Source organism: Variovorax sp. GW821-FHT09D07, assembly GCF_059416345.1.
Genome location: NZ_JBWKOY010000001.1, coordinates 345,694 through 365,000, shown reverse-complemented (window position 1 = coordinate 365,000; position 19,307 = coordinate 345,694). Strand labels below are relative to the sequence as shown.

Here is a 19,307-nt window from a genome sequence, read left to right as displayed (position 1 = left end):
GCGAGAGGTTTCGTCGTCACACAAGGTTCAGGTCGAGAAACGCATCCTTCACCGCGATGGGCTGGGGAATGAGCTTCAGCTGCGCGAACACGTCGGCCAGGCCCTGCTGTTCGCGGGCGATGGCGGGCGTGAGCGCCACCACGCCATAGTGCCGCCGTTCGGTCGCCAGCGCCAGCACCTTGGGCTCGACCTTCAGCTGCGGCGCGAGCGTGGCCACCACGTCGCCGGGGTGAGCCTGGGCCCAGTCGTTGGCCTTGCGCAGTTCGGCGAACACGGTGCGCAGCGTGTCGGCGTTGGCGCGCGCGAAGGCGGGTTGCGCGAAGTGGTAGGTGCGGTTGCCGCTCAGGCCGGTGCCGTCGAACAGCAGGCGCGACTCGGTCGCCACCTGCGCGCCGGCCAGGAACGGGTCCCACAGGCCGATGGCCGCGACGCTGCCCGACTGGTAGGCCGCCACGGTGTCGGAGGCCGTGACGATGTAGACCGGCTCGATGTCTTCGTAGCGCAGGCCGGCCGCTTCGAGTGCGCGGATCAGCACGTACTGCGTGTTGTAGCCGCGGCCGGTGACGACCTTCTTGCCCTTGAGGTCGCGCACGCTGCGGATCGGCGAGTCGCGCGGCACCAGGAAGCCGACGCCGCCGGGGTAGGGGCTTTCGGCCGCGAGGTAGGCCAGGCCCTTGCCGCTGGCCTGCTGGAACACGCCGATGCCGTCGGAGGCATGGCCGAAGTCGATGGCGCCGGCCGCCAGCGCTTCCGACAGCTGGCTGCCGCCGAGGAACTCGCGCCACTCGACGCTCACGCCGGCCGGTGCGAGCGCCTTCTCGAGCTGGCCCGTGCCCTTGAGGATGTTGAGCGTGTTGAACTTCTGGTAGCCGATGCGCAGCGTGCGTGCGCGCGTCTGGGCAAACAGCGGGGCCGAGGCGGCCACGGCGGCGGCGCCGACACCGGCGCGAAGCAGAAGGCGCCGGGAGACGGCGGGCGAGGAAGAGCGTGGGAAGTGCATGGGAAGAGCGGGGCCGCGTCGCGCGGCCGAAGAAGAAAAAAGCAGTCAGTCGAAAGGCAGAGGCTGGCCACTCTAGGGACCGACGCTGTCTCGCGCCACGAAGCTTTTGTCATTTGTTCATGCGCAACTCATCGCTGCATATGCAAGCGGAAATTGCTTCGTTGGCGCCGCACGCGGCGCTGCCTAGAGTCGCGCTCTCTTTTTCCACTTCCAGCGAAGCGCAGGCATGACCCGCAACACCCACTCTTTCACCGTTTCCAGCCTGGCCCTGGCAATCGGCGCTCTCACCACCCTGGGCAACATCGCCTGGGCCGACAAGCTCGACGACATCCGCAAGGCCGGCGTGCTGCGCGTGGCCGCGTTCGACGGCAACCCGCCCTTCGGCTACATCGACCCGGCCAGCAAGAAGCAGGTGGGCCACGACATCGACCTGGCCACCGAGTTCGCAAAGAGCCTGGGCGTGAAGATCGAGCTGGTGCCGACCAACCCGGCCAACCGCATCCCGCTGCTCACCTCGGGCAAGGCCGACGTGGTGTTCGCCAGCTTCACCATCACCGACGAGCGCGCCAAGGCGGTGGACTTCACCACGCCGTACTTCCTGGTCGGCCAGCAGTTCCTCGCGAAGAAGGGCGTGCTGAAGGAGGCCGCGCAGATCAAGGACATCCGCATCGGCACCGAGAAGGGCACGACGATGGAGTCGAACCTGCGCAAGAACTACCCCGACGCCAAGGTCGTGCTCTACGACGATTCGCCCTTTGCGCTGGCCGCGCTGCGCAACGGCAACGTGCAGGCCATCACCAACGACGGCGTGAAGCTCACGGCGCAGTGGAACGCGATTCCCGACAAGGAGAAGTACGAGATCCCGGCGATCACGGTGTCGAAGGAGTACCTCGGCGCGGCCGTGGCCAAGGGCGAGACGCGCCTGCTCGAGACGCTCAACGCCTGGCTGGTCGACAGCGAGAAGAACGGCCGCGCCGTGGCGATCTACGACACCTGGTTCGGCCCGAACAGCAAGGCGCCGCTGCCGCGCCTGCTGAAGATCGGCGACCAGCGCGTGGCCGCCAACTGATGGGGCACGCAACGACCGGATCGATGCGGCCTTGAGCGATTTCCTGCGCGAGCACCTGCTCGCGCCCCATTACCTGGGCTGGCTGCTCGACGGCTGGCTCGTGACCGTGGGCGCCTCGCTGCTGGTGGCGGCGGGCGCCACGCTGCTGGGCGTCGTCGTGGCGGCGGGGCGCTCGTCGAGCCGGCCCGCGTGGCTGCGCGCGAGCGGCGCGTACGTCTCGCTGTTTCGCAACACGCCGCTGCTGGTGCAGCTCTTCTTCTGGTACTTCGGCGCGCCCAGCCTGCTGCCCGAGGCGCTGCGCGAAGGGCTGCTGGCGGGGCGTTTCGTTTCCTTCGAACTTCTGTCGGCGCTGCTCGGGCTCACGCTGTATGCGGCCGCCTACGTGGGCGAGGACATCCGCTCGGGCATTCGCGGCGTGCCCGTGGGGCAGACGCTGGCGGCGCAGGCGCTGGGCTTCACGCGCGCGCAGGTGCTGGCACAGGTGGTGCTGCCGCAGGCGCTGCGCATCGCGTTGCCGCCGCTGCTGGGGCAGTACATGAACATCGTCAAGAACACCTCGCTCGCGATGGCCGTGGGGCTGGTCGAGCTGTCGTACGCCTCGCGCCAGGTCGAGGCCGAGACCTTCAAGACCTTCCAGGCCTTCGCCGTGGCGACGCTGCTCTACGTCGTGACCATCGGCGCGATCGAGCTGCTGGCGGCGTGGGCTGCGCGTCGGCAATCGGCGGTGCCGGGGAGGGCCGCTGCATGAGCGATGCATTGCACATGCTGTGGGACAGCCTGCCGTACTTGCTGTGGGGCGCCTTTCCGCAGGGCGAGCTGGGTGGCGCGGCGCTCACGGTGCTGCTCAGTGCCGGCTCGGGCATCGCGTCGGCGCTGCTGGGGCTGGCGTGGGGCATCGGGCTGGCCATGGCTCGGGGCCCGCTCAAGCGCGTGCTGACGCTGGGCTTGGCGTTCCTGCGCGCGATCCCGGTGCTGATGCTGATCTTCTGGACCTACTTCCTGCTGCCGTTCGCGCTGGGCGTGAGCGTGCCGGGCGTGCTGTCGGTGATGTGCGCGCTGTCGCTGGTGGGCGGCGCCTACCTGGCGCACGCGGTGCATGCGGGCATCCGCGGCATCGGGGCGGGGCAGTGGGCGGCGGGGCTGTCGCTCGGGCTCACGCGCTGGGGCACGCTGCGCCACGTCGTGCTGCCGCAGGCGCTGCGGATGATGCTGCCGTCGTTCGTCAACCAGTGGGTCACGCTGGTGAAGGACAGCTCGCTGGCCTACGTGGTGGGTGTGGGCGAGCTGTCGTTCGTGGCCTCGCAGGTGAATGCGCGCACCATGGTCTATCCGGCGGAGATCTTCGTGCTGGTGGGCGCGATCTACTGGCTGCTGTGCACCGGGCTGGACCGGCTGGCCCACGGCGTCGTGCGCCGCGCGCAGGCGGGTGCGCCGGTGGTCATGAACTTTTCTGGAAAAGGTCTTGAGCGCTTCGCATAATCGTCCCGGTCATTCCGACAGCCTTTTCCACTTCAAGGAGTTCCACCTCATGGCACAGACCCGGATCGCCGTCATCGTCGGCAGCCTGCGCAAGGATTCGTTCAACCACAAGCTGGCGCTGGCGCTGGCGCACCTCGCGCCGTCGGACTTCACGTTCGAGACCCTGCGCATTGACGACCTGCCGCTGTACAACCAGGACGACGACGGCAACCAGGCCGCGCAGGTGAAGCGCCTCAAGAGCGAAGTGGCCGCCGCGCAGGGCGTGCTGTTCGTCACGCCCGAATACAACCGCTCGATCCCCGGCGTGCTGAAGAACGCCATCGACCACGCCTCGCGCCCCTACGGCCAGAGCGTGTGGGCCGGCAAGCCGACCGGCGTGCTCGGCATCTCGGTGGGCGCCATCGGCACCGCGCTGGCGCAGCAGCACCTGCGCAACATCCTGGCGTATCTCGACGCGCCCACGATGGGCGGCCCCGAGGTGTTCCTGCAGGCCAAGGAAGGCCTGTTCGACGACAAGGGCCACATCGGCAACGAAGGCACGCAGAAATTCCTGCAGGGCTGGATGGACAAGTACGTGGCGTGGGTCAAGGCGCACTCGGCAGCCTGAAGGCAAGGCCATTGCCCATGAAAAAACCGCCCCTTGGGGCGGTTTTTTCGTTCCGGCGGCGAAAGACTCAGGCGGCTTGCGCGACGGTCTTCTGGTTCGCCGCTTCGGTCGTGGTCACGAGGATGTCGGCGCGGGCGGCGGCCAGCGCGGCGGCCTTGGGCGCGTCACCCATCGCGATGCCTTCGGCGCGCACGAAACGCACGTCGGTGATGCCGAAGAAGCCGAAGATCACCTTCAGGTAGCTCTCCTGGTGCTCGGCCGCCTGGCCGCCTTCGGAGGTCGAGTAGATGCCGCCGCGGCTCGACGCCACGATGATGGTCTTGCCGCCGGCCAAGCCGACGGGGCCCTTCTCGGTGTACTTGAAGGTGCGGCCGGCTTGCGCGAGGCGGTCGATCCAGGCCTTGAGCTGGGTCGGGATGGTGAAGTTGTACAGCGGGGCGCCGAGCACGACGACGTCGGCGGCCAGGAACTGGCTCACCAGCTTTTCCGACAGGGCGTTCTCGCGCAGTTGCGCTTCGGTCGGCTGGGCCTGCACGCCGGTCTTGATGCCCAGGGCGTCGGCGCTGAAGTGCGAGGGCGCGTCCACGGCGAGGTCGAGGTATTCGACCTGGGTGTCGGGGTGGGCGGCGCGCCAGGCGGCGACGGTTTCGGCGGTCAGCTGGCGCGAGGTGGAGCCGGCGGCCAGGATGCTGGAGTCGATGTGGAGCAGCTTCATGTCAGTCAATCACTTTCTGTGCAAGGTGTCGGCGCTGAGAAGTGGCCGGCGTTGGGAGAATTCTATTTTTGATGTGAGTGACTGACAAGTAGCCAAAATTTGATCAGATCGTTCTGTTTGCAGGACAATGAAGCCATGCAAGACCTCAACGACATGGTGTTCTTCGCCGAGGTGGCCGAACGGGGCGGCTTTGCCGCCGCCAGCCGGGCGCTGGGCATTCCCAAATCGCGCCTGTCGCGCCGCGTGGCCGAGCTCGAGGAGCGCCTGGGCGTGCAGCTGATGCAGCGCAGCACGCGGCGCCTGTCGCTCACGCCGGCCGGCGAGATCTACCTGCGGCACGCCTCGGCCATGCGCGACGCGGCCCAGGCGGCGGCCGAGGCGGTGGCGCAGGTGCAGACCGAGCCGAGCGGGCTGGTGCGGCTGACCTGCCCGGTCACCATCGCGCACAGCGGACTGGCGCAACTGATCCCGCTGTTCATGGAACGCTACCCCGCGGTGCGCGTCGACATCCGCGTCATCAACCGGCCGGTGGACCTGATCGAGGAGGGCATCGACATCGCGCTGCGCGTGCGCCCCACCATCGAGGACAGCACGGTGCTCGTGGCCAAGACCTTCGGCCACAGCCGAGGCGTGCTGGTCGCCAGCCCGGCGTTGATGGCGCAACACGGGCCGATCGACACGCCCGCCGACCTCGCGAAGCTGCCGACGGCGGCCATGTCGGTCAACGGGGAAGGGCGCGCCGAATGGCGGCTCGAAGGCCCGGAAGGCCGCAGCCACCTGCACGTGCACACGCCGCGCTACGTGGCCGACGACCTCGCCACGCTGCAATTCGGCGCGCTGGGCGGGGTCGGCGCGACGATGCTGCCCGACTACATGTGCAGCGCCGACGTCGAGACGGGCCGGCTGGCGCGGGTGCTGCCGGGCTGGGGGCCGTCGCCGGTGGTGGCGCACATGGTGTTTCCGGCGCGGCGGGCGCTGGTGCCGGCGGTGCGGCGGCTGATCGACTTCCTGTCGGAACACCTGCAAAGCGAGCAGATGCGGATGTTTTGAGGCAGATTGCTATCTAAAAGATAGCGTCATAGTGGGCCTTTGCAGGTTCTATATGCGAAAAACGTCATATCCAAACAAACAGATATTCGTTTGCCATTGAAGCAGCGGTTCGCACAATCCAGGGCTTCACCCCCTCCTTGGAGCGACCATGGCAACCCTGCGACTCGGCGACACCGCCCCCAATTTCACCCAGGACTCCAGCGAAGGCCCGATCGACTTCTATCAGTGGGCCGGCGATTCGTGGATCGTGTTCTTCTCGCACCCGGCCGATTTCACGCCCGTGTGCACCACCGAACTCGGCAAGACGGCGGCGCTGTCGGGCGAGTTCGCCAAGCGCGGCGTGAAGCCCATCGCGCTGAGCGTCGACCCGGCCACCAAGCACAAGGAGTGGATCGGCGACATCAACGAGACGCAGAACACCAACGTCAACTTCCCGATCATTGCGGACGCCGACCGCAAGGTGGCTGACCTGTACGACCTGATCCACCCGAACGCCTCGACCACGGCCACGGTGCGCAGCGTCTACATCATCGACCCCAAGAAGGTCATCCGCACCACCATCACCTACCCGGCGTCGACCGGCCGCAACTTCGACGAGATCATTCGCGTGATCGACTCGCTGCAGCTCACCGACAGCCACAAGGTCGCCACGCCCGTGAACTGGAAGGACGGCGATGACGTCGTCATCGTGCCGAGCATCCAGGACCCGGCCGAGCTGGCCGAGCGCTTCCCCAAGGGCTTCAAGGCCGTCAAGCCTTACCTGCGGATCACGCCGCAGCCCAACAAGTAAGAAGCCGCAGGACCGCGCCGTCATGCAGACTCGTGTCGTCATCGTGCCCGGTTGGCGCGACTCCGGGCCCGGCCATTGGCAGAGCCTGTGGGAAGAACGCATTCCGGGCGCGGCGCGGGTGGCGCAGGACGACTGGGCCTCGCCCAAGCGCGACGCCTGGGTGCCCGCACTGGCCAAGCTGGTGCTCGAAAGCGAAGGCCCCGTGGTCATCGCGGCGCACAGCCTGGGCTGCATCGCCACGGCGCACCTGCCACCCGAGGCCGCCGCCCGCATCCAGGGCGCGTTGCTGGTGGCACCGGCCGACCCCGAGCGCCGCGCGGTGCTGTCCGACTTCGCACCCGTGCCCTACGCGGCGCTGCCGTACCGCAGCATCGTGGTGGCGAGCAGCAACGATCCTTATTGCCCCATCCGCCTGGCCGGCGCCTACTCGCGCGCCTGGGGCAGCGAGTTCGTGCGCATGCAGAATGCGGGGCACATCAACATCGATTCGGGGCACGGAGACTGGCCGCTCGGCCTGGCCCTGCTGCAATCGTTGACCGACGAACCCGCCGCCTGGTCGGCCGGTCGTGAATTTTCAGACAACCTGGCAACCACATGACTTCCAGAATCAAGACCTTCGTCGCCGTGCTCGCGCTGGCGTCCTCCGCACTCGCCGGGAACACGGCCTTTGCCCAAGGCACGGGCCTGCTGAACGCGTCGTACGACGTGGCGCGCGAGTTCTACAAGGACTACAACGCGGCCTTCGTGGCGAACTACAAGAAGACCACGGGCAAGGACGTCAAGATCGACCAGTCGCACGGCGGCTCCAGCGCCCAGGCGCGCGCCGTGGCCGACGGCCTCGACGCCGATGTGGTCACCATGAACACCTCCACCGACATCGACTTCCTGGCCAACGCTGGCGTGGTCGCCAAGGACTGGAACAAGAAGTTCCCCGAGAACGCATCGCCCACCACCTCGACCATGCTGCTGCTGGTGCGCAACGGTAACCCCAAGGGCATCAAGGACTGGGACGACCTGGTCAAGCCCGGCGTGCAGGTCGTGATCGTCAACCCCAAGACCGGCGGCAACGGCCGCTACGCCTACCTGGCCGCCTGGGGCTACATCAAGAAGAAGGGCGGCACCGACGCCCAGGCTGCCGAGTTCGTCGGCAAGCTGTTCAAGAACGTGCCGGTGCTGGCGCGCGGCGGCCGCGACGCGACCACCGCCTTCCTGCAACGCAACATCGGCGATGCGCTGATCACCTTCGAATCGGAAGTGGTCTCGATCGACCGTGAATTCGGCACCGGCAAGGTCGACTCGGTCTACCCGTCGATCTCCATCGTGGCCGAGAACCCGGTCGCCATCGTCGAGCGCACCGTCAAGAAGAAGGGCACGGGCGAGCTGGCCAAGGCCTACCTCGACTGGCTGTACTCCGAAGAAGCGCAGGAAATCGCCGCCAAGCATGCGCTGCGCCCGCGTTCGCAGGCCGTGCTCAAGAAGTACGCCTCGACCTTCAAGCCGCTGCAGCTGTTCACGGTGCAGGAACTGTTCGGCAGCCTGAGCGAAGCGCAGAAGGTGCACTTCAATGACGGCGGCCAGTTCGACAAGCTGTACACGCCCGGCGCGAAGTAAATGAGCGGCGCTGCTTCTTCGGCGCTCCCGGCAGCGGGAGCGCCTTTTTCACGTGCCAACCGCGCAGGGGGCGCCAAGCGCGTGCTGCCCGGTTTCCACATCACGCTCGGCTTCACGGTCTTCTACCTGTGCCTGATCGTGCTGATCCCGCTGTCGGCGCTGGTCTTCAAGACCTTCACGATGACCTGGGAGCACTTCTGGGTGTCGGTGACCGCGCCGCGCGTGATGGCCTCCTACCGCCTGACCTTCGGCGCTTCGCTGATCGCCGCGATGGTGAATGCGGTGTTCGGCCTGCTCGTGGCCTGGGTGCTGGTGCGCTACAAGTTCCCGGGCAAGCGCATCGTCGATGCGCTGGTCGACCTGCCGTTCGCGCTGCCCACGGCCGTGGCCGGCATCTCGCTGACGGCGCTGCTCGCGGGCAACGGCTGGATCGGGCAACTGCTGGAGTCGCACGGCATCAAGCTGGCGTTCACGCCGGCGGGCATCGTGATCGCGCTGATCTTCATCGGACTGCCCTTCGTGGTGCGCACGGTGCAGCCGGTGCTTGAAGACGCCGAGAAGGAACTCGAAGAAGCCGCCACCTCGCTGGGCGCCACGCGCCTGCAGACCTTCACCAAGGTGATCTTTCCGTCGATCGCGCCCGCGTTGCTGACGGGCTTTGCGATGGCCTTCGCACGCGCCATCGGCGAGTACGGCTCCGTGATCTTCATCGCCGGCAACATGCCGATGATTTCCGAGATCACGCCGCTCATCATCATCGGCAAGCTGGAGCAGTACGACTACACGGGCGCCACCGCGGTCGCGCTGGTGATGCTCGTACTGTCGTTCATCCTGCTGCTGGTCATCAACGGCCTGCAAGCCTGGCAGCGCAAGCGCGCGGGGGCATGACATGAGCGCACCTTCGAAAATCATCCGCCGCGCGCAGGCCGGCACCACCGAGTCGGCCTGGGTCCGCTGGACGCTGATCGGCATCGCCCTGGCGTTCATGTTCCTGTTCCTCGTGCTGCCGCTGGCGGCCGTGGCGGTCGAGGCGCTGCGCAAGGGCCTCAATGCCTACCTCGAGGCGCTGAAGGAACCCGATGCGTGGAGCGCCATCCGCCTCACGCTGATCACCGCCGCCATCGCGGTGCCGATGAACCTCGTGTTCGGCGTGGCCGCGGCCTGGGCCATCGCCAAGTTCGAGTTCCGCGGCAAGGCCTTTCTCACCACGCTGATCGACCTGCCGTTCGCGGTGTCGCCGGTGGTGGCGGGCCTGATCTACGTGCTGGTGTTCGGCGCGCAGGGCTGGTTCGGTCCGTGGCTGGCAGAGCACGACATCAAGATCATCTTCGCCGTGCCCGGCATCGTGCTGGCCACCGTGTTCGTGACCTTTCCCTTCATTGCGCGCGAACTCATTCCGCTGATGCAGGCGCAGGGCACCGACGAGGAACAGGCCGCCATCGTGCTCGGCGCGACCGGCTGGCAGACCTTCCGGCGCGTGACCTTGCCCAACATCAAGTGGGGCCTGCTGTACGGCGTGATCCTGTGCAATGCGCGCGCCATGGGCGAGTTCGGCGCGGTGTCGGTGGTGTCGGGCCACATCCGGGGCCAGACCAACACGATGCCGCTGCACGTCGAGGTGCTCTACAACGAATACCAGTCGGTGGCCGCCTTCGCGGTGGCCTCGCTGCTGGCGATCCTGGCGCTGGTCACCCTGGTGATCAAGTCGGTCATCGAGTGGCGCCATGAGCGCGAAATGAAAGCCATCGCCGAGCTGCCGCCCGAGCGTCCCCCCGAGCCTTCGGCGGCCTGAGAAGACGAGAGAACAAGACCATGAGCATCGAAATCCGCAACATCAGCAAGCAGTTCGGCGACTTCCGCGCGCTGAACAACGTGAACCTCGACGTCGAGTCGGGCGAACTGGTCGCGCTGCTCGGCCCTTCGGGCTGCGGCAAGACCACGCTGCTGCGCATCATCGCGGGCCTGGAAACGGCCGACACCGGCAGCATCCATTTCTCGGGCGAAGACACGACCGACGTGCACGTGCGCGAGCGCCAGGTCGGCTTCGTGTTCCAGCACTACGCGCTGTTCCGCCACATGACCGTGTTCGAGAACGTGGCCTTCGGCCTGCGCGTGAAGCCGCGCAAGGAGCGCCCGAGCGACGCGCAGATCAAGGCCAAGGTGACCGACCTGCTCAAGCTGGTGCAGCTCGACTGGCTGGCCGACCGCTACCCGTCGCAGCTGTCCGGCGGCCAGCGCCAGCGCATCGCGCTGGCCCGCGCGCTGGCGGTGGAGCCCAAGGTGCTGCTGCTCGACGAACCCTTCGGCGCGCTCGACGCCAAGGTGCGCAAGGAACTGCGCCGCTGGTTGCGCCGGCTGCACGACGAGCTGCACGTCACCTCGATCTTCGTCACGCACGACCAGGAAGAAGCACTCGAGGTGGCCGACCGCGTGGTGGTCATCAACAAGGGCCGCATCGAGCAGGTCGGTTCGCCGCAAGATGTGTGGGACAAGCCCGCGAGCCCCTTCGTGTACGGCTTCCTGGGCGATGTGAACCTGTTCCACGGCCGGGCCGACAACGGCGCCGTGCAGCTGGACGGCATGCGCATCGACTCGCCCGAGCACAGCAGCGCGCGCGACGCCAAGGCGCTGGCCTATGTGCGTCCGCATGACCTGGATGTGACACGCTACGTGTCGGGTGCCACGGGCATCGTCGCCACGCTGTCGCGTGCGATCGTGGTCGGACCGATCGCGCGGCTGGAACTTGAGCCCACTGAAACGAATCCAGATAATCCGGGCTCCGGAACCATCATCGAAGCGCAACTCCCTGCGCAACAGTTCCGCGACCTGGGCTTGAAGGAAGGCGACACCGTCGTCGCCAACCCCCGCAAGGCCAGGGTGTTCGTAGAAGAAGATTGGGTATCTCCTTGATCCATTGGTACTTCGGCGCGCCGCGCCGCGCGCTCGGGCTGATCTGCCTGGCCTGTGTCCTCATGCTGGCCTTCGGGCTGTATCTGCAGCACGTGGTCGGGCTCGAACCCTGCCCGATGTGCATCGTGCAGCGCTATGCGCTGATGCTGGTGGCGCTGTTCACCGGCCTGGCGGCGCTGTTCAACAGCCGCGGCCTGCAGGTGACGGGCGGGGTGCTGGCGCTGGCGGCGGCGGTGGGCGGTGCCTACACGGCGGCGCAGCAGAGCTGGCTGCAGTGGTATCCGCCCGAAGTCGTCTCGTGCGGGCGCGACCTGTACGGGATGATCGAGACCTTCCCGCTCAAGCGTGCGCTGCCGATGATCTTCCGCGGCGGCGGCGACTGCTCCAAGATCGACTGGTCGCTGTTCGGCCTGACGCTGGCGAACTGGTCGTTCATCGCGTTCACGGTGCTGGCGCTGTTGCTTCTCACCTTGCTCTTGCGCCGGCGCACCGCGCGCTGAGTTCTTTTCAGTAGTGATTGCGGCGTGGCCCGCTGTCCTTCGAGGGCAGCGGGCCACGCCGTTTTCATGGGTCGCTGCGCAGGCCCGTGCAAAAAGCCCACCAAAACGCATGCTTTAGCAGGCCTTCAGCAACCGGGGCTAGGATGAACCGCATCCTTTCCCGGGCCTCGCCGCCCGTTCCATCCCCACTTCTTCACTGCATGCCCACCACTCCTTCGCGACGATCGCGCAAGCTCCTTGTCGGCCTGGCCTTGCTCGTCGTGCTGGCCATCGCGGCCTTCTTCTGGCTGAGCCCGCCGAAGAAAAGCGACTACCTCACCGCCACCGTGCAGCGCAGCGACCTGGAGAACGCGGTGCTCGCCACCGGCGTGCTGCAGGCCCTCAAGCAGGTCGAGGTGGGCGCGCAGGTGTCGGGCCAGCTCAAGTCGCTGAAGGTGGTGCTCGGCCAGACGGTGAAGAAGGGCGACTGGCTGGCCGAGATCGATCCCGTCATCTCGCAGAACACCTTCGCGCAGGAACAGGCCAAGCTCGAGAACCTGCAGGCCCAGAAGCTCGCCAAGGAAGTGCGCGTGAAGCAGGCCGAACTCACCTGGGCGCGCCAGCGCGAGATGCTGGCGCAGGACGCCGCCGCGCGCCAGGACCTGGAAAGCGCCGACACCGAGCTGCGCGCATTGCGCGCCGACGCCGTCTCGCTCGACGCGCAGATCCGCCAGCAGAAGCTGGCCCTGGCCTCGGCGCAGACCAACCTGTCGTACACCCGCATCATGGCGCCCATCGACGGCGACGTGGTGTCGATCAGCACGCTGGAAGGCCAGACCGTGGTGGCCTCGTTCCAGGTGCCCACGCTGATGAAGCTGGCCGACCTGTCGACCATGACCGTGAAGGCCCAGGTGTCCGAGGCCGACGTGGTGCGCGTGAAGGCCGGCCAGCCCGTGTACTTCACCATCCTGGGCGACCCCGACACGCGCTACCACGGCACGCTGCGCGCGGTGCAGCCTTCGCCCGAGAAGATCAACAACGCCGTGTTCTTCAACGCGCTGTTCGACGTGCCCAACCCCGACCGCACCCTGCGCGTCGACATGACGGCGCAGGTCGCCATCCTGCTGGGCGAGGCCAAGCAGGCGCTGACCGTGCCGCTCACCGCGCTCGGCACGCGCGACAAGGACGGCCGCCACGAAGTGCGCATGCTCCTGCCCGACCAGCGTGTGGAAAAGCGGCAGGTGCGCGTGGGCATCAGCAACAACTTCCAGGCGCAGGTGCTCGAAGGCCTGAAGGAGGGCGACAACGTCATCACCGGCGACGCCTCGGCGCTGGAGAAGACCGACGGCAATGACAGCGGCAACCGGAGGCCGCGCCAGTGACGCAGCCGCTGCTGACCCTGCGCGGCATCGGCCGCAGTTTTCCCTCGGGCGAGCAGGAGGTCCAGGTGCTGAAAGATGTCAACCTGGACATCGGCCACGGCGAAATGCTGGCCATCGTCGGCGCCTCGGGCTCGGGCAAGTCGACGCTGATGAACATCCTCGGCTGCCTCGACCGGCCGACCACCGGCACCTACACCGTGTCGGGCCAGGACGTCGGCACGCTCGACAGCGACGCGCTCGCCGCGCTGCGGCGCGAGCACTTCGGCTTCATCTTCCAGCGCTACCACCTCATGCAGCACCTGACGGCCACCGGCAACGTCGAGGTGCCCGCCGTGTATGCCGGCACCGAGGGCGCGGCGCGCGACGCGCGGGCGCGGCAGCTGCTCGCGCGCCTGGGCCTCGAAGACCGCACCGAGCACCGGCCGAGCCAGCTCTCGGGCGGCCAGCAGCAGCGCGTGAGCATCGCGCGCGCGCTCATGAACGGCGGGCAGGTCATCCTGGCCGACGAGCCCACCGGCGCGCTCGACAGCAAGAGCGGCCAGGAGGTCATGGGCATCTTGCGCGAGCTGCATGCGCAGGGGCACACGATCATCATCGTGACGCACGACATGCAGGTGGCACGCTGCACCGAGCGCATCATCGAGATTGCCGATGGCGTGATCGTCGGCGACCGGCCGAACGTGCCGACGGTGGCCGCGCCCGCGCAGACGGTGGGCGATGACACCCCGGCGCCGCCCGCCATGACCCGCCCGACGCTCGGCATCGCGCGCTTCAGCACCGGCTGGGCGCGTTTTTCCGAAGCCTTCCGCATGGCCTGGCGCTCGATGATGGCGCACCGCATGCGCACGGCACTGACCATGCTGGGCATCATCATCGGCATCACCTCGGTGGTGTCGATCGTGGCGATCGGGGAGGGCGCCAAGCGCTTCGTGCTGGCCGACATCAAGGCCATCGGCACCAACACGCTCGACATCTACCCGGGCCACGACTTCGGCGACGACAAGGCCGCGAGCATCCGCACGCTGCTGCCGGCCGACCTGCAGGCCATCGCCGCGCAGCCCTACGTGCACAGCGTCACGCCGACCACCATGCGCAGCCTGCGCCTGCGCTACCGCAGCGCCGACGTGAACGGCAACGTGAACGGCGTCAGCGACAACTTCTTCAGCGTGCGCGACATCCAGATGGCCAGCGGCACGGACTTCGACGCCAACGACGTGCGGCACCAGTCGCAGGTGGTGGTGATCGACCAGAACACGCGGCGCAAGCTCTTTCCCGACGGCACCGACCCCGTCGGCAAGATCATCCTGGTGGGCAGCCTGCCGTGCACCGTGATCGGCGTGGCGCAGGAAAAGAAGAGCATGTTTGGCGAGAACAAGTCGCTCAACATCTGGCTGCCCTACAGCACCGGCGCGAGCCGCCTCTTCGGCCAGCAGCACTTTGACAGCATCACCGTGCGCATCCGCGACGACCAGCCGACCAAGGCGGCCGAAGAGAGCATCGTGCGGCTGCTCACGCTGCGCCACGGCGGCAAGGACTTCTTCACCTTCAACATGGACAGCATCGTGAAGACGGCCGAGCGCACGAGCCAGTCGCTCACGCTGCTGCTGTCGCTGATCGCGGTGATCTCGCTCGTGGTGGGCGGCATCGGCGTGATGAACATCATGCTGGTGTCGGTGACGGAGCGCACCCGCGAGATCGGCATACGCATGGCCGTGGGCGCACGCCAGAGCGACGTGCTGCAGCAGTTCCTGACCGAGGCCGTTCTGGTGTGCCTGGTCGGCGGTTTCATCGGCGTGCTGCTGTCGTATGGCATCAGCTTTGTGTTCTCGCTGTTCGTGAAGCAATGGCAAATGATCTTTTCGCTCGGGGCCGTGGTGTCGGCCTTCTTGTGCGCGTCGCTCATCGGCGTGCTGTTCGGGTACCTGCCGGCGCGCAACGCCGCGCGGCTCGACCCCATCGAGGCACTGGCGCGTGAGTAGCGCGCGACCGACCCTGGCGGGCCTCGCCATCGCGCTGGCGCTCGGCGGCTGTACGCTGTTTGCGCCGGAGCGGCGCGAACAGCGGCCGCTCGGCGTGCCGCAAGCGTGGCAGCAGCAACAGCCCCTGCCGCCAAACGCAGCGGCCGTGCCGCAGGCCCGCTGGTGGACCGCCTTCCACGACGCGCGGCTCGACACCCTGATCGACAGCGCCCTGCGCACCAACAACAACCTGGCCGCCGCCGGCATCCGCGTGCAGCGGGCGCAGCTGCAGGCCGGCCTGGCGAACACCAACCTCACGCCGGGCGTGACGGGGCAACTGGGCACCCAACGCAGCTTCGACCTGAAGCGCGGCGGCGTGGCCGCATCGAGCGCGAACTCTTCACTGAGCCTGAGCTACGAAGTCGACCTGTGGGGCCGCCTGTCGGCGCAGCGCAGCGTCGCCGACTGGGAGCTGCAGGCCACCCAGTCCGACCGCGAAGCCACGGCGCTGGCGCTGGTGGGCACCACGGCCGGGCTGTATTGGCAGACCGGCTACCTGAACCACCGCATCGCGCTGAGCGAAGCCGGCATGGCCGATGCACGGCGCATCCAGGCGCTGGTGCGCGCCAAATATGCGGCAGGCGCCGTGTCGGGGCTCGACGTCGCGCAGGCCGGCCAGAACCTCGCGAGCCAGGAGGCGGCGCACACGCAGCTGCTGCAACAGCGCGTCGAAGCGCGCAACGCACTGGCGATCCTGTTCGACATGCCGCCCGACGCCCCGAGAGACGAGCCCTCGCAGCTGCCAGACACCGCCTTGCCCGTGATCGATGCCGGACTGCCCGCCAGCCTGCTGGCCCGCCGGCCCGACCTGCGCGCCGCGGAGCAGCGCCTGCGGTCCTCGCTGGCGAACGTCGATGCCACGCGCACCAGCTTCTATCCGGTGCTGAGCCTCACGGGTTCGCTGGGCGCGGGGAGCAATGCACTGGGCGAGGTGCTGAAGAACCCGGTCGCCACGCTGGGCGCTGGTCTGGTGTTGCCGTTCCTGCAATGGAACACCGCGCGGCTGACCGTCGCCGTGTCGCAGACGCAGTACGAAGAAGCGGTCGTCGGGTTCCGCCAGTCGCTGTACACCGCGCTGTCCGAGGTGGAAAACACGCTGTCGTCGCGAACCCAGCTGCAGGACGAAAGCGTGAAGCTGGCCCTGGCGCTGCAACAGGCGCAACGCGCGGAAGCCCTGTCGGAAGTGCGTTACCGCGCCGGCGCCACCGCGTTGCAGCCGGTGCTCGACGCCAAGGACAAGCGGCGCGCCGCGGAAGTGTCGCTGGCGCAGAACCGTCTGAACCAACTCAACGCGACGATGACGCTCTACAAGGCATTGGGCGGCGCGGCCATCGTCGAGTAGGAAGGGAGGAAGAGCTCTCACACCACAGCAGGTGCCCGGCAGGCGGTGCGGTGTGGGCGGCCCCTCTGTGCCGCCGAGGAGCGCAGCGTTTCGCGGATCAGGGCTCGCAGCTGTTTGAGCGAAGCGAGTTCTGCGAGACCCCGCGAAACGCGAGCACCGCAGGGGAGCCGCGAAGCGGCCGGCACAGTGGGGCCGACCGCGCCGTACCGCCTGCCGGGCACCCCTCAAAAAGAGGCTAGGCCTGAAACGGCGGCGCCCCCCGCAATTTGCGAACGAGCAACCCAGGCAACCGCAAAACAAACTCCACCATCAACCGCGTGTGCATCCAGGTCAGCAGCACGTTGTCCCGCCCATAGCGAAAGTGCGACACCCCACCTTCCTCCGCCGTCAGGTACTTCACAGGCGCATCGATGTTCACCGGCTTGACCCCGCGCCAGGCCAGCCGCACGACCGCCTCGGTATCGAAGTCGAAGCGCCGCATCCATGGTTGTCGCGCCATCACTGCGATCAGGTCAACCACCGGGTACACGCGAAAGCCGTAGAGCGAATCGCCCACGCCCGCGAACAGCGTCTCGAGCTGCGTCCAGCCATTGGACACCCGCCGCCCGCGCACCCGCAGCAGCGGCGCGCTGGCGTCGAACACGGGTCGACCCAGCACCATCGTCTCGGGCCGTGCCAGCGAGGCGTTCATGAAAGAGGGGATCAGGTCCGCCGGATGCTGCCCGTCGGAATCCATCGTGAGCGCATGCGTGAAGCCGGCGTCCTTCGCGGCCCGCAAGCCGTGCAGCACCGCCGAGCCCTTGCCCTGGTTCTGCGGCAGCACCCACACGCGCAGCCCCGGATCGCCCGCTGCCATCTGCTGCAGCCGCTCGCCCGTGCCGTCGTCGCTGCCATCGATCACCACCCACACCGGGTTCCATTGGGCCCGCGCGGCGGCGACCGTCGAGAACAGGCGCTCGCCCGTGTTGTAGCTGGGGATCAGGACAAGGTGGGTGCGCGAGGCGTCTGCTGGCATTCGGGGGACGCGTCGGTGGCGCGCTGCTCCATGTGTTGACGGAAATAGTGTTCCAGCTCGACCTGCAATGCATCGCTGTCCTGCGTCGGCGCAAAGCGCTTGCCCAGCCGCAGCGTGAAGACGATGGGCAGCGGCGGCACGCGCCACAGCGGCCAGCCCTTGCCGAGGTAGGGCGAGTCGGTATCGATGAACACGGTCTGGATCGGCGCCTGCGCCAGCTTGGCGATCAGCGTGGTGCCGGGGCGGAAAGGGTTCAGCGGCGGCGTCACCGTGCGCGTGCCTTCGGGAAAGATCACGAGCTGGCCGCCCTGGCGCAGGTCGTTGACCGCCAGGCGCACCATCGTGCGGGCCGACTTGTTGCTGATGTAGCGCGCCAGCCGGGCCCCGGCACCGAGGAAGATGTTGCCCATCAGCTCGGCCTTCATGATGCAGGCGCTGCGCGGCAGCCGCGCCACCAGCAGCAGCGCATCGAGCATGGTCGGGTGGTTGGCCACGAAGATCACGCCGGGTTCGTTGCGCATCGGGTCCAGGCACGAGGCGTCGATGCGCATCATGCCGGTGACCGAGGCGAGCCACCAGAACATCCGGTAGGCAAAGGCGATGGTCATGCGGCCCAGCGCGCGCGCGGGTACGGCCGGCATCACCGGGTACAGCAGCATGGCGACGAAGTTCCAGACCAGCGAAATCAGGCCGAGGAACAGCAGCAGCGCATAGAGCATCAGCGCGAGCGGGATCGACGTGAGAAAACGCAGCACGTTCATGGGTGGTGTCGGTCGAGCAGGCGAACGGCGGGCCGCTCAGGCGGCCTGCAGCCGGCCGGCGGCGACCGTGTGGGCCTCGATCTCGACCAGCAGATCGCTGCGGCAGATGTCGGCTTCCAGGTACACCGCATGGCGGGCCATCGGCGACTGGGCGCCGAGCGCGGCTTCGATCTCTTCGCGCACGGCGTCGGTGTCCGACGGATGCCGAACGTACACCACGCAGTCGAGCGCATCGAGCGAGAAGCGCGCCGTGGTCTGCGCATGGGCGGAGGCGATCACGGCCTCAAGATTGCGCAGCGTTTCGCGGGCCTGCTCACGCACGTCGCCGTGGTGCACCGTTTCGTGGCCGACGATGCTCGCCGTGCCCGAGATGAAGAGTGCGACCTGGCCATCGCCGATGTCCGCCAGCGCGGCGCGCGAGAAGGTCGGCGAGCGCGGGCCGTAGGTTTCGGGATAGCGATAGGCCGACACCTGTCGCGGGTTCTCGACCGGCAGCGGCGCGGCGCGTCCCGCGAGAAAACGGATCGACAGTGCGCCCTGGCGAATGCCCAGCGCGCAGGCGGCGGGCGCGCCCTCGAATGCGGCGCGGCCGGCTTCGAAGAAGGCCTCTTGGCGGCCGAGGTTGAACTGACGATACCGCTCGAGACCGCCGCCGTCGGCGTTGATGCGCGGCAGGTAGTTCCAGATGCGCTGCAGGTGCGGCGTGCCGGCCTGCTCGAGCGTACGGAACAGGTCGCGGTAGGCGCGCTGCGCGAGCTCGGTCAGTCCCTGGCCTTCGACGGCTTCATCGAGGTCGATGGCGCCGAGCAGCCAGTGCCCGTCGGTGCGCCAGCGCGCGATGCCGGTGGTGCCCGACCGGACCTGGGTGCCGTCACCTGCGTGCCACACATCGGCCATCGCGCCTTGCGGCGACAGCACGCGCGCGTTGACCGTGGGCATCCAGGCGACACCGTGCGGCGTGCCGTAACCGAGCGCGGCGAAGGGCGCATGGCTGTGCGTGGCCAGCGCAAGGCTGTCCGGCAGCGAGAGGCGCTCCACGCGCAGGGGGGAATGAAGGCGGTCGTCCTGGGGGCGCACGT

General features: G+C 67.8%; 20 protein-coding genes. 15 read left to right on the top strand and 5 right to left on the bottom strand.

Annotated features, from left to right (window positions below):
• Positions 1–16: 16 nt before the first annotated feature.
• A complete protein-coding gene (locus AC07OX_RS01715; protein ID WP_139704223.1) occupies positions 17–1,000 on the bottom strand; it encodes an aliphatic sulfonate ABC transporter substrate-binding protein in 984 nt (327 codons plus the stop codon).
• Positions 1,001–1,226: 226 nt separating this feature from the next.
• On the opposite strand from AC07OX_RS01715, the gene AC07OX_RS01710 reads away from it, so the two are divergent.
• The 4 genes from AC07OX_RS01710 to AC07OX_RS01695 are packed head-to-tail and all read left to right on the top strand — an operon-like array spanning position 1,227 to position 4,155.
• Positions 1,227–2,069 (top strand): transporter substrate-binding domain-containing protein, encoded by an 843-nt coding sequence (locus tag AC07OX_RS01710; RefSeq protein WP_062470056.1) that lies wholly within the window; start codon positions 1,227–1,229, stop codon positions 2,067–2,069.
• Between the two features lie 31 nt (positions 2,070–2,100).
• Positions 2,101–2,817, top strand: a complete 717-nt coding sequence (locus tag AC07OX_RS01705; protein ID WP_495262567.1) for an amino acid ABC transporter permease — start codon at positions 2,101–2,103, stop codon at positions 2,815–2,817.
• Positions 2,814–3,548 (top strand): amino acid ABC transporter permease, encoded by a 735-nt coding sequence (locus AC07OX_RS01700; RefSeq protein ID WP_492683893.1) that lies wholly within the window; start codon positions 2,814–2,816, stop codon positions 3,546–3,548. The genes AC07OX_RS01705 and AC07OX_RS01700 overlap by 4 nt, the downstream gene beginning before the upstream one ends.
• 49 nt (positions 3,549–3,597) lie before the next feature.
• Complete coding sequence (locus tag AC07OX_RS01695) at positions 3,598–4,155, top strand: NADPH-dependent FMN reductase (protein WP_062470062.1); 558 nt, start codon at positions 3,598–3,600, stop codon at positions 4,153–4,155.
• 67 nt (positions 4,156–4,222) lie between these two features.
• Here the strand turns inward: AC07OX_RS01695 and AC07OX_RS01690 are convergent, their stop codons facing one another.
• Positions 4,223–4,870 carry an FMN-dependent NADH-azoreductase gene (locus AC07OX_RS01690; RefSeq protein WP_492676917.1) on the bottom strand — a complete coding sequence of 216 codons (648 nt, stop codon included), beginning with the start codon at positions 4,868–4,870 and terminating at the stop codon, positions 4,223–4,225.
• 135 nt (positions 4,871–5,005) lie between these two features.
• Between AC07OX_RS01690 and AC07OX_RS01685 the strand changes: the two genes are divergently transcribed.
• The 11 genes from AC07OX_RS01685 (at position 5,006) to AC07OX_RS01635 (ending at position 16,452) form a co-directional block, all read left to right on the top strand.
• Positions 5,006–5,920 carry a LysR family transcriptional regulator gene (locus AC07OX_RS01685; protein ID WP_369646915.1) on the top strand — a complete coding sequence of 305 codons (915 nt, stop codon included), beginning with the start codon at positions 5,006–5,008 and terminating at the stop codon, positions 5,918–5,920.
• A 148-nt stretch (positions 5,921–6,068) separates the two neighbouring features.
• Positions 6,069–6,710, top strand: coding sequence for a peroxiredoxin (locus AC07OX_RS01680; RefSeq protein WP_495262566.1), 642 nt, complete (start codon positions 6,069–6,071; stop codon positions 6,708–6,710).
• Between the two features lie 22 nt (positions 6,711–6,732).
• Positions 6,733–7,308, top strand: a complete 576-nt coding sequence (locus AC07OX_RS01675) for an RBBP9/YdeN family alpha/beta hydrolase (protein WP_307590554.1) — start codon at positions 6,733–6,735, stop codon at positions 7,306–7,308.
• A complete protein-coding gene (locus tag AC07OX_RS01670; RefSeq protein ID WP_495262565.1) occupies positions 7,305–8,321 on the top strand; it encodes a sulfate ABC transporter substrate-binding protein in 1,017 nt (338 codons plus the stop codon). The genes AC07OX_RS01675 and AC07OX_RS01670 overlap by 4 nt, the downstream gene beginning before the upstream one ends.
• Complete coding sequence (gene cysT / locus AC07OX_RS01665; protein WP_495262564.1) at positions 8,322–9,209, top strand: sulfate ABC transporter permease subunit CysT; 888 nt, start codon at positions 8,322–8,324, stop codon at positions 9,207–9,209. It begins immediately after the preceding gene.
• A gap of 1 nt (position 9,210) precedes the next feature.
• Positions 9,211–10,113 (top strand): sulfate ABC transporter permease subunit CysW, encoded by a 903-nt coding sequence (gene cysW / locus AC07OX_RS01660; protein ID WP_062470078.1) that lies wholly within the window; start codon positions 9,211–9,213, stop codon positions 10,111–10,113.
• A 20-nt stretch (positions 10,114–10,133) separates the two neighbouring features.
• On the top strand, positions 10,134–11,231 hold the full coding sequence (locus AC07OX_RS01655) for a sulfate/molybdate ABC transporter ATP-binding protein (RefSeq protein ID WP_062470081.1): 1,098 nt from the start codon (positions 10,134–10,136) through the stop codon (positions 11,229–11,231).
• On the top strand, positions 11,228–11,731 hold the full coding sequence (locus tag AC07OX_RS01650; protein ID WP_062470083.1) for a disulfide bond formation protein B: 504 nt from the start codon (positions 11,228–11,230) through the stop codon (positions 11,729–11,731). Before AC07OX_RS01655 ends, AC07OX_RS01650 begins: the two co-directional genes overlap by 4 nt.
• 200 nt (positions 11,732–11,931) lie before the next feature.
• The gene (macA, locus tag AC07OX_RS01645) at positions 11,932–13,092 is read left to right on the top strand and encodes a macrolide transporter subunit MacA (RefSeq protein ID WP_495262563.1); all 1,161 of its coding nucleotides are present in this window, start codon (positions 11,932–11,934) and stop codon (positions 13,090–13,092) included.
• Complete coding sequence (gene macB / locus AC07OX_RS01640; RefSeq protein WP_495262562.1) at positions 13,089–15,071, top strand: macrolide ABC transporter ATP-binding protein/permease MacB; 1,983 nt, start codon at positions 13,089–13,091, stop codon at positions 15,069–15,071. The genes macA and macB overlap by 4 nt, the downstream gene beginning before the upstream one ends.
• Positions 15,064–16,452 (top strand): efflux transporter outer membrane subunit, encoded by a 1,389-nt coding sequence (locus AC07OX_RS01635; protein WP_495262561.1) that lies wholly within the window; start codon positions 15,064–15,066, stop codon positions 16,450–16,452. The genes macB and AC07OX_RS01635 overlap by 8 nt, the downstream gene beginning before the upstream one ends.
• Before the next feature lie 235 nt (positions 16,453–16,687).
• On the opposite strand, the gene AC07OX_RS01630 is transcribed toward AC07OX_RS01635, so the two are convergent.
• From AC07OX_RS01630 to AC07OX_RS01620, 3 genes are read right to left on the bottom strand one after another with little or no spacing between them, the layout of a single operon-like run.
• Entirely contained in the window at positions 16,688–17,467 is a 780-nt protein-coding gene (locus AC07OX_RS01630) for a glycosyltransferase family 2 protein (RefSeq protein ID WP_495262560.1), read from the bottom strand.
• Positions 17,431–18,228 carry a lysophospholipid acyltransferase family protein gene (locus AC07OX_RS01625; RefSeq protein WP_095948657.1) on the bottom strand — a complete coding sequence of 266 codons (798 nt, stop codon included), beginning with the start codon at positions 18,226–18,228 and terminating at the stop codon, positions 17,431–17,433. Before AC07OX_RS01625 ends, AC07OX_RS01630 begins: the two co-directional genes overlap by 37 nt.
• A gap of 36 nt (positions 18,229–18,264) precedes the next feature.
• Positions 18,265–19,305 carry a chorismate transformation FkbO/Hyg5 family protein gene (locus AC07OX_RS01620; RefSeq protein WP_495262559.1) on the bottom strand — a complete coding sequence of 347 codons (1,041 nt, stop codon included), beginning with the start codon at positions 19,303–19,305 and terminating at the stop codon, positions 18,265–18,267.
• Positions 19,306–19,307: the final 2 nt, after the last annotated feature.

Excerpts from the sequence above, each read along its gene's own strand:
- cysW (WP_062470078.1), top strand. The coding sequence starts at position 9,211 with ATGAGCGCACCTTCGAAAATCATCCGCCGCGCGCAGGCCGGCACCACC.
- AC07OX_RS01695 (WP_062470062.1), top strand. The coding sequence starts at position 3,598 with ATGGCACAGACCCGGATCGCCGTCATCGTCGGCAGCCTGCGCAAGGAT.
- AC07OX_RS01715 (WP_139704223.1), bottom strand. The coding sequence starts at position 1,000 with ATGCACTTCCCACGCTCTTCCTCGCCCGCCGTCTCCCGGCGCCTTCTG.
- AC07OX_RS01680 (WP_495262566.1), top strand. The coding sequence starts at position 6,069 with ATGGCAACCCTGCGACTCGGCGACACCGCCCCCAATTTCACCCAGGAC.
- macA (WP_495262563.1), top strand. The coding sequence starts at position 11,932 with ATGCCCACCACTCCTTCGCGACGATCGCGCAAGCTCCTTGTCGGCCTG.
- AC07OX_RS01690 (WP_492676917.1), bottom strand. The coding sequence starts at position 4,870 with ATGAAGCTGCTCCACATCGACTCCAGCATCCTGGCCGCCGGCTCCACC.
- AC07OX_RS01670 (WP_495262565.1), top strand. The coding sequence starts at position 7,305 with ATGACTTCCAGAATCAAGACCTTCGTCGCCGTGCTCGCGCTGGCGTCC.
- AC07OX_RS01625 (WP_095948657.1), bottom strand. The coding sequence starts at position 18,228 with ATGAACGTGCTGCGTTTTCTCACGTCGATCCCGCTCGCGCTGATGCTC.
- AC07OX_RS01675 (WP_307590554.1), top strand. The coding sequence starts at position 6,733 with ATGCAGACTCGTGTCGTCATCGTGCCCGGTTGGCGCGACTCCGGGCCC.
- AC07OX_RS01700 (WP_492683893.1), top strand. The coding sequence starts at position 2,814 with ATGAGCGATGCATTGCACATGCTGTGGGACAGCCTGCCGTACTTGCTG.
- AC07OX_RS01655 (WP_062470081.1), top strand. The coding sequence starts at position 10,134 with ATGAGCATCGAAATCCGCAACATCAGCAAGCAGTTCGGCGACTTCCGC.
- AC07OX_RS01630 (WP_495262560.1), bottom strand. The coding sequence starts at position 17,467 with ATGCCAGCAGACGCCTCGCGCACCCACCTTGTCCTGATCCCCAGCTAC.
- AC07OX_RS01685 (WP_369646915.1), top strand. The coding sequence starts at position 5,006 with ATGCAAGACCTCAACGACATGGTGTTCTTCGCCGAGGTGGCCGAACGG.
- AC07OX_RS01710 (WP_062470056.1), top strand. The coding sequence starts at position 1,227 with ATGACCCGCAACACCCACTCTTTCACCGTTTCCAGCCTGGCCCTGGCA.
- cysT (WP_495262564.1), top strand. The coding sequence starts at position 8,322 with ATGAGCGGCGCTGCTTCTTCGGCGCTCCCGGCAGCGGGAGCGCCTTTT.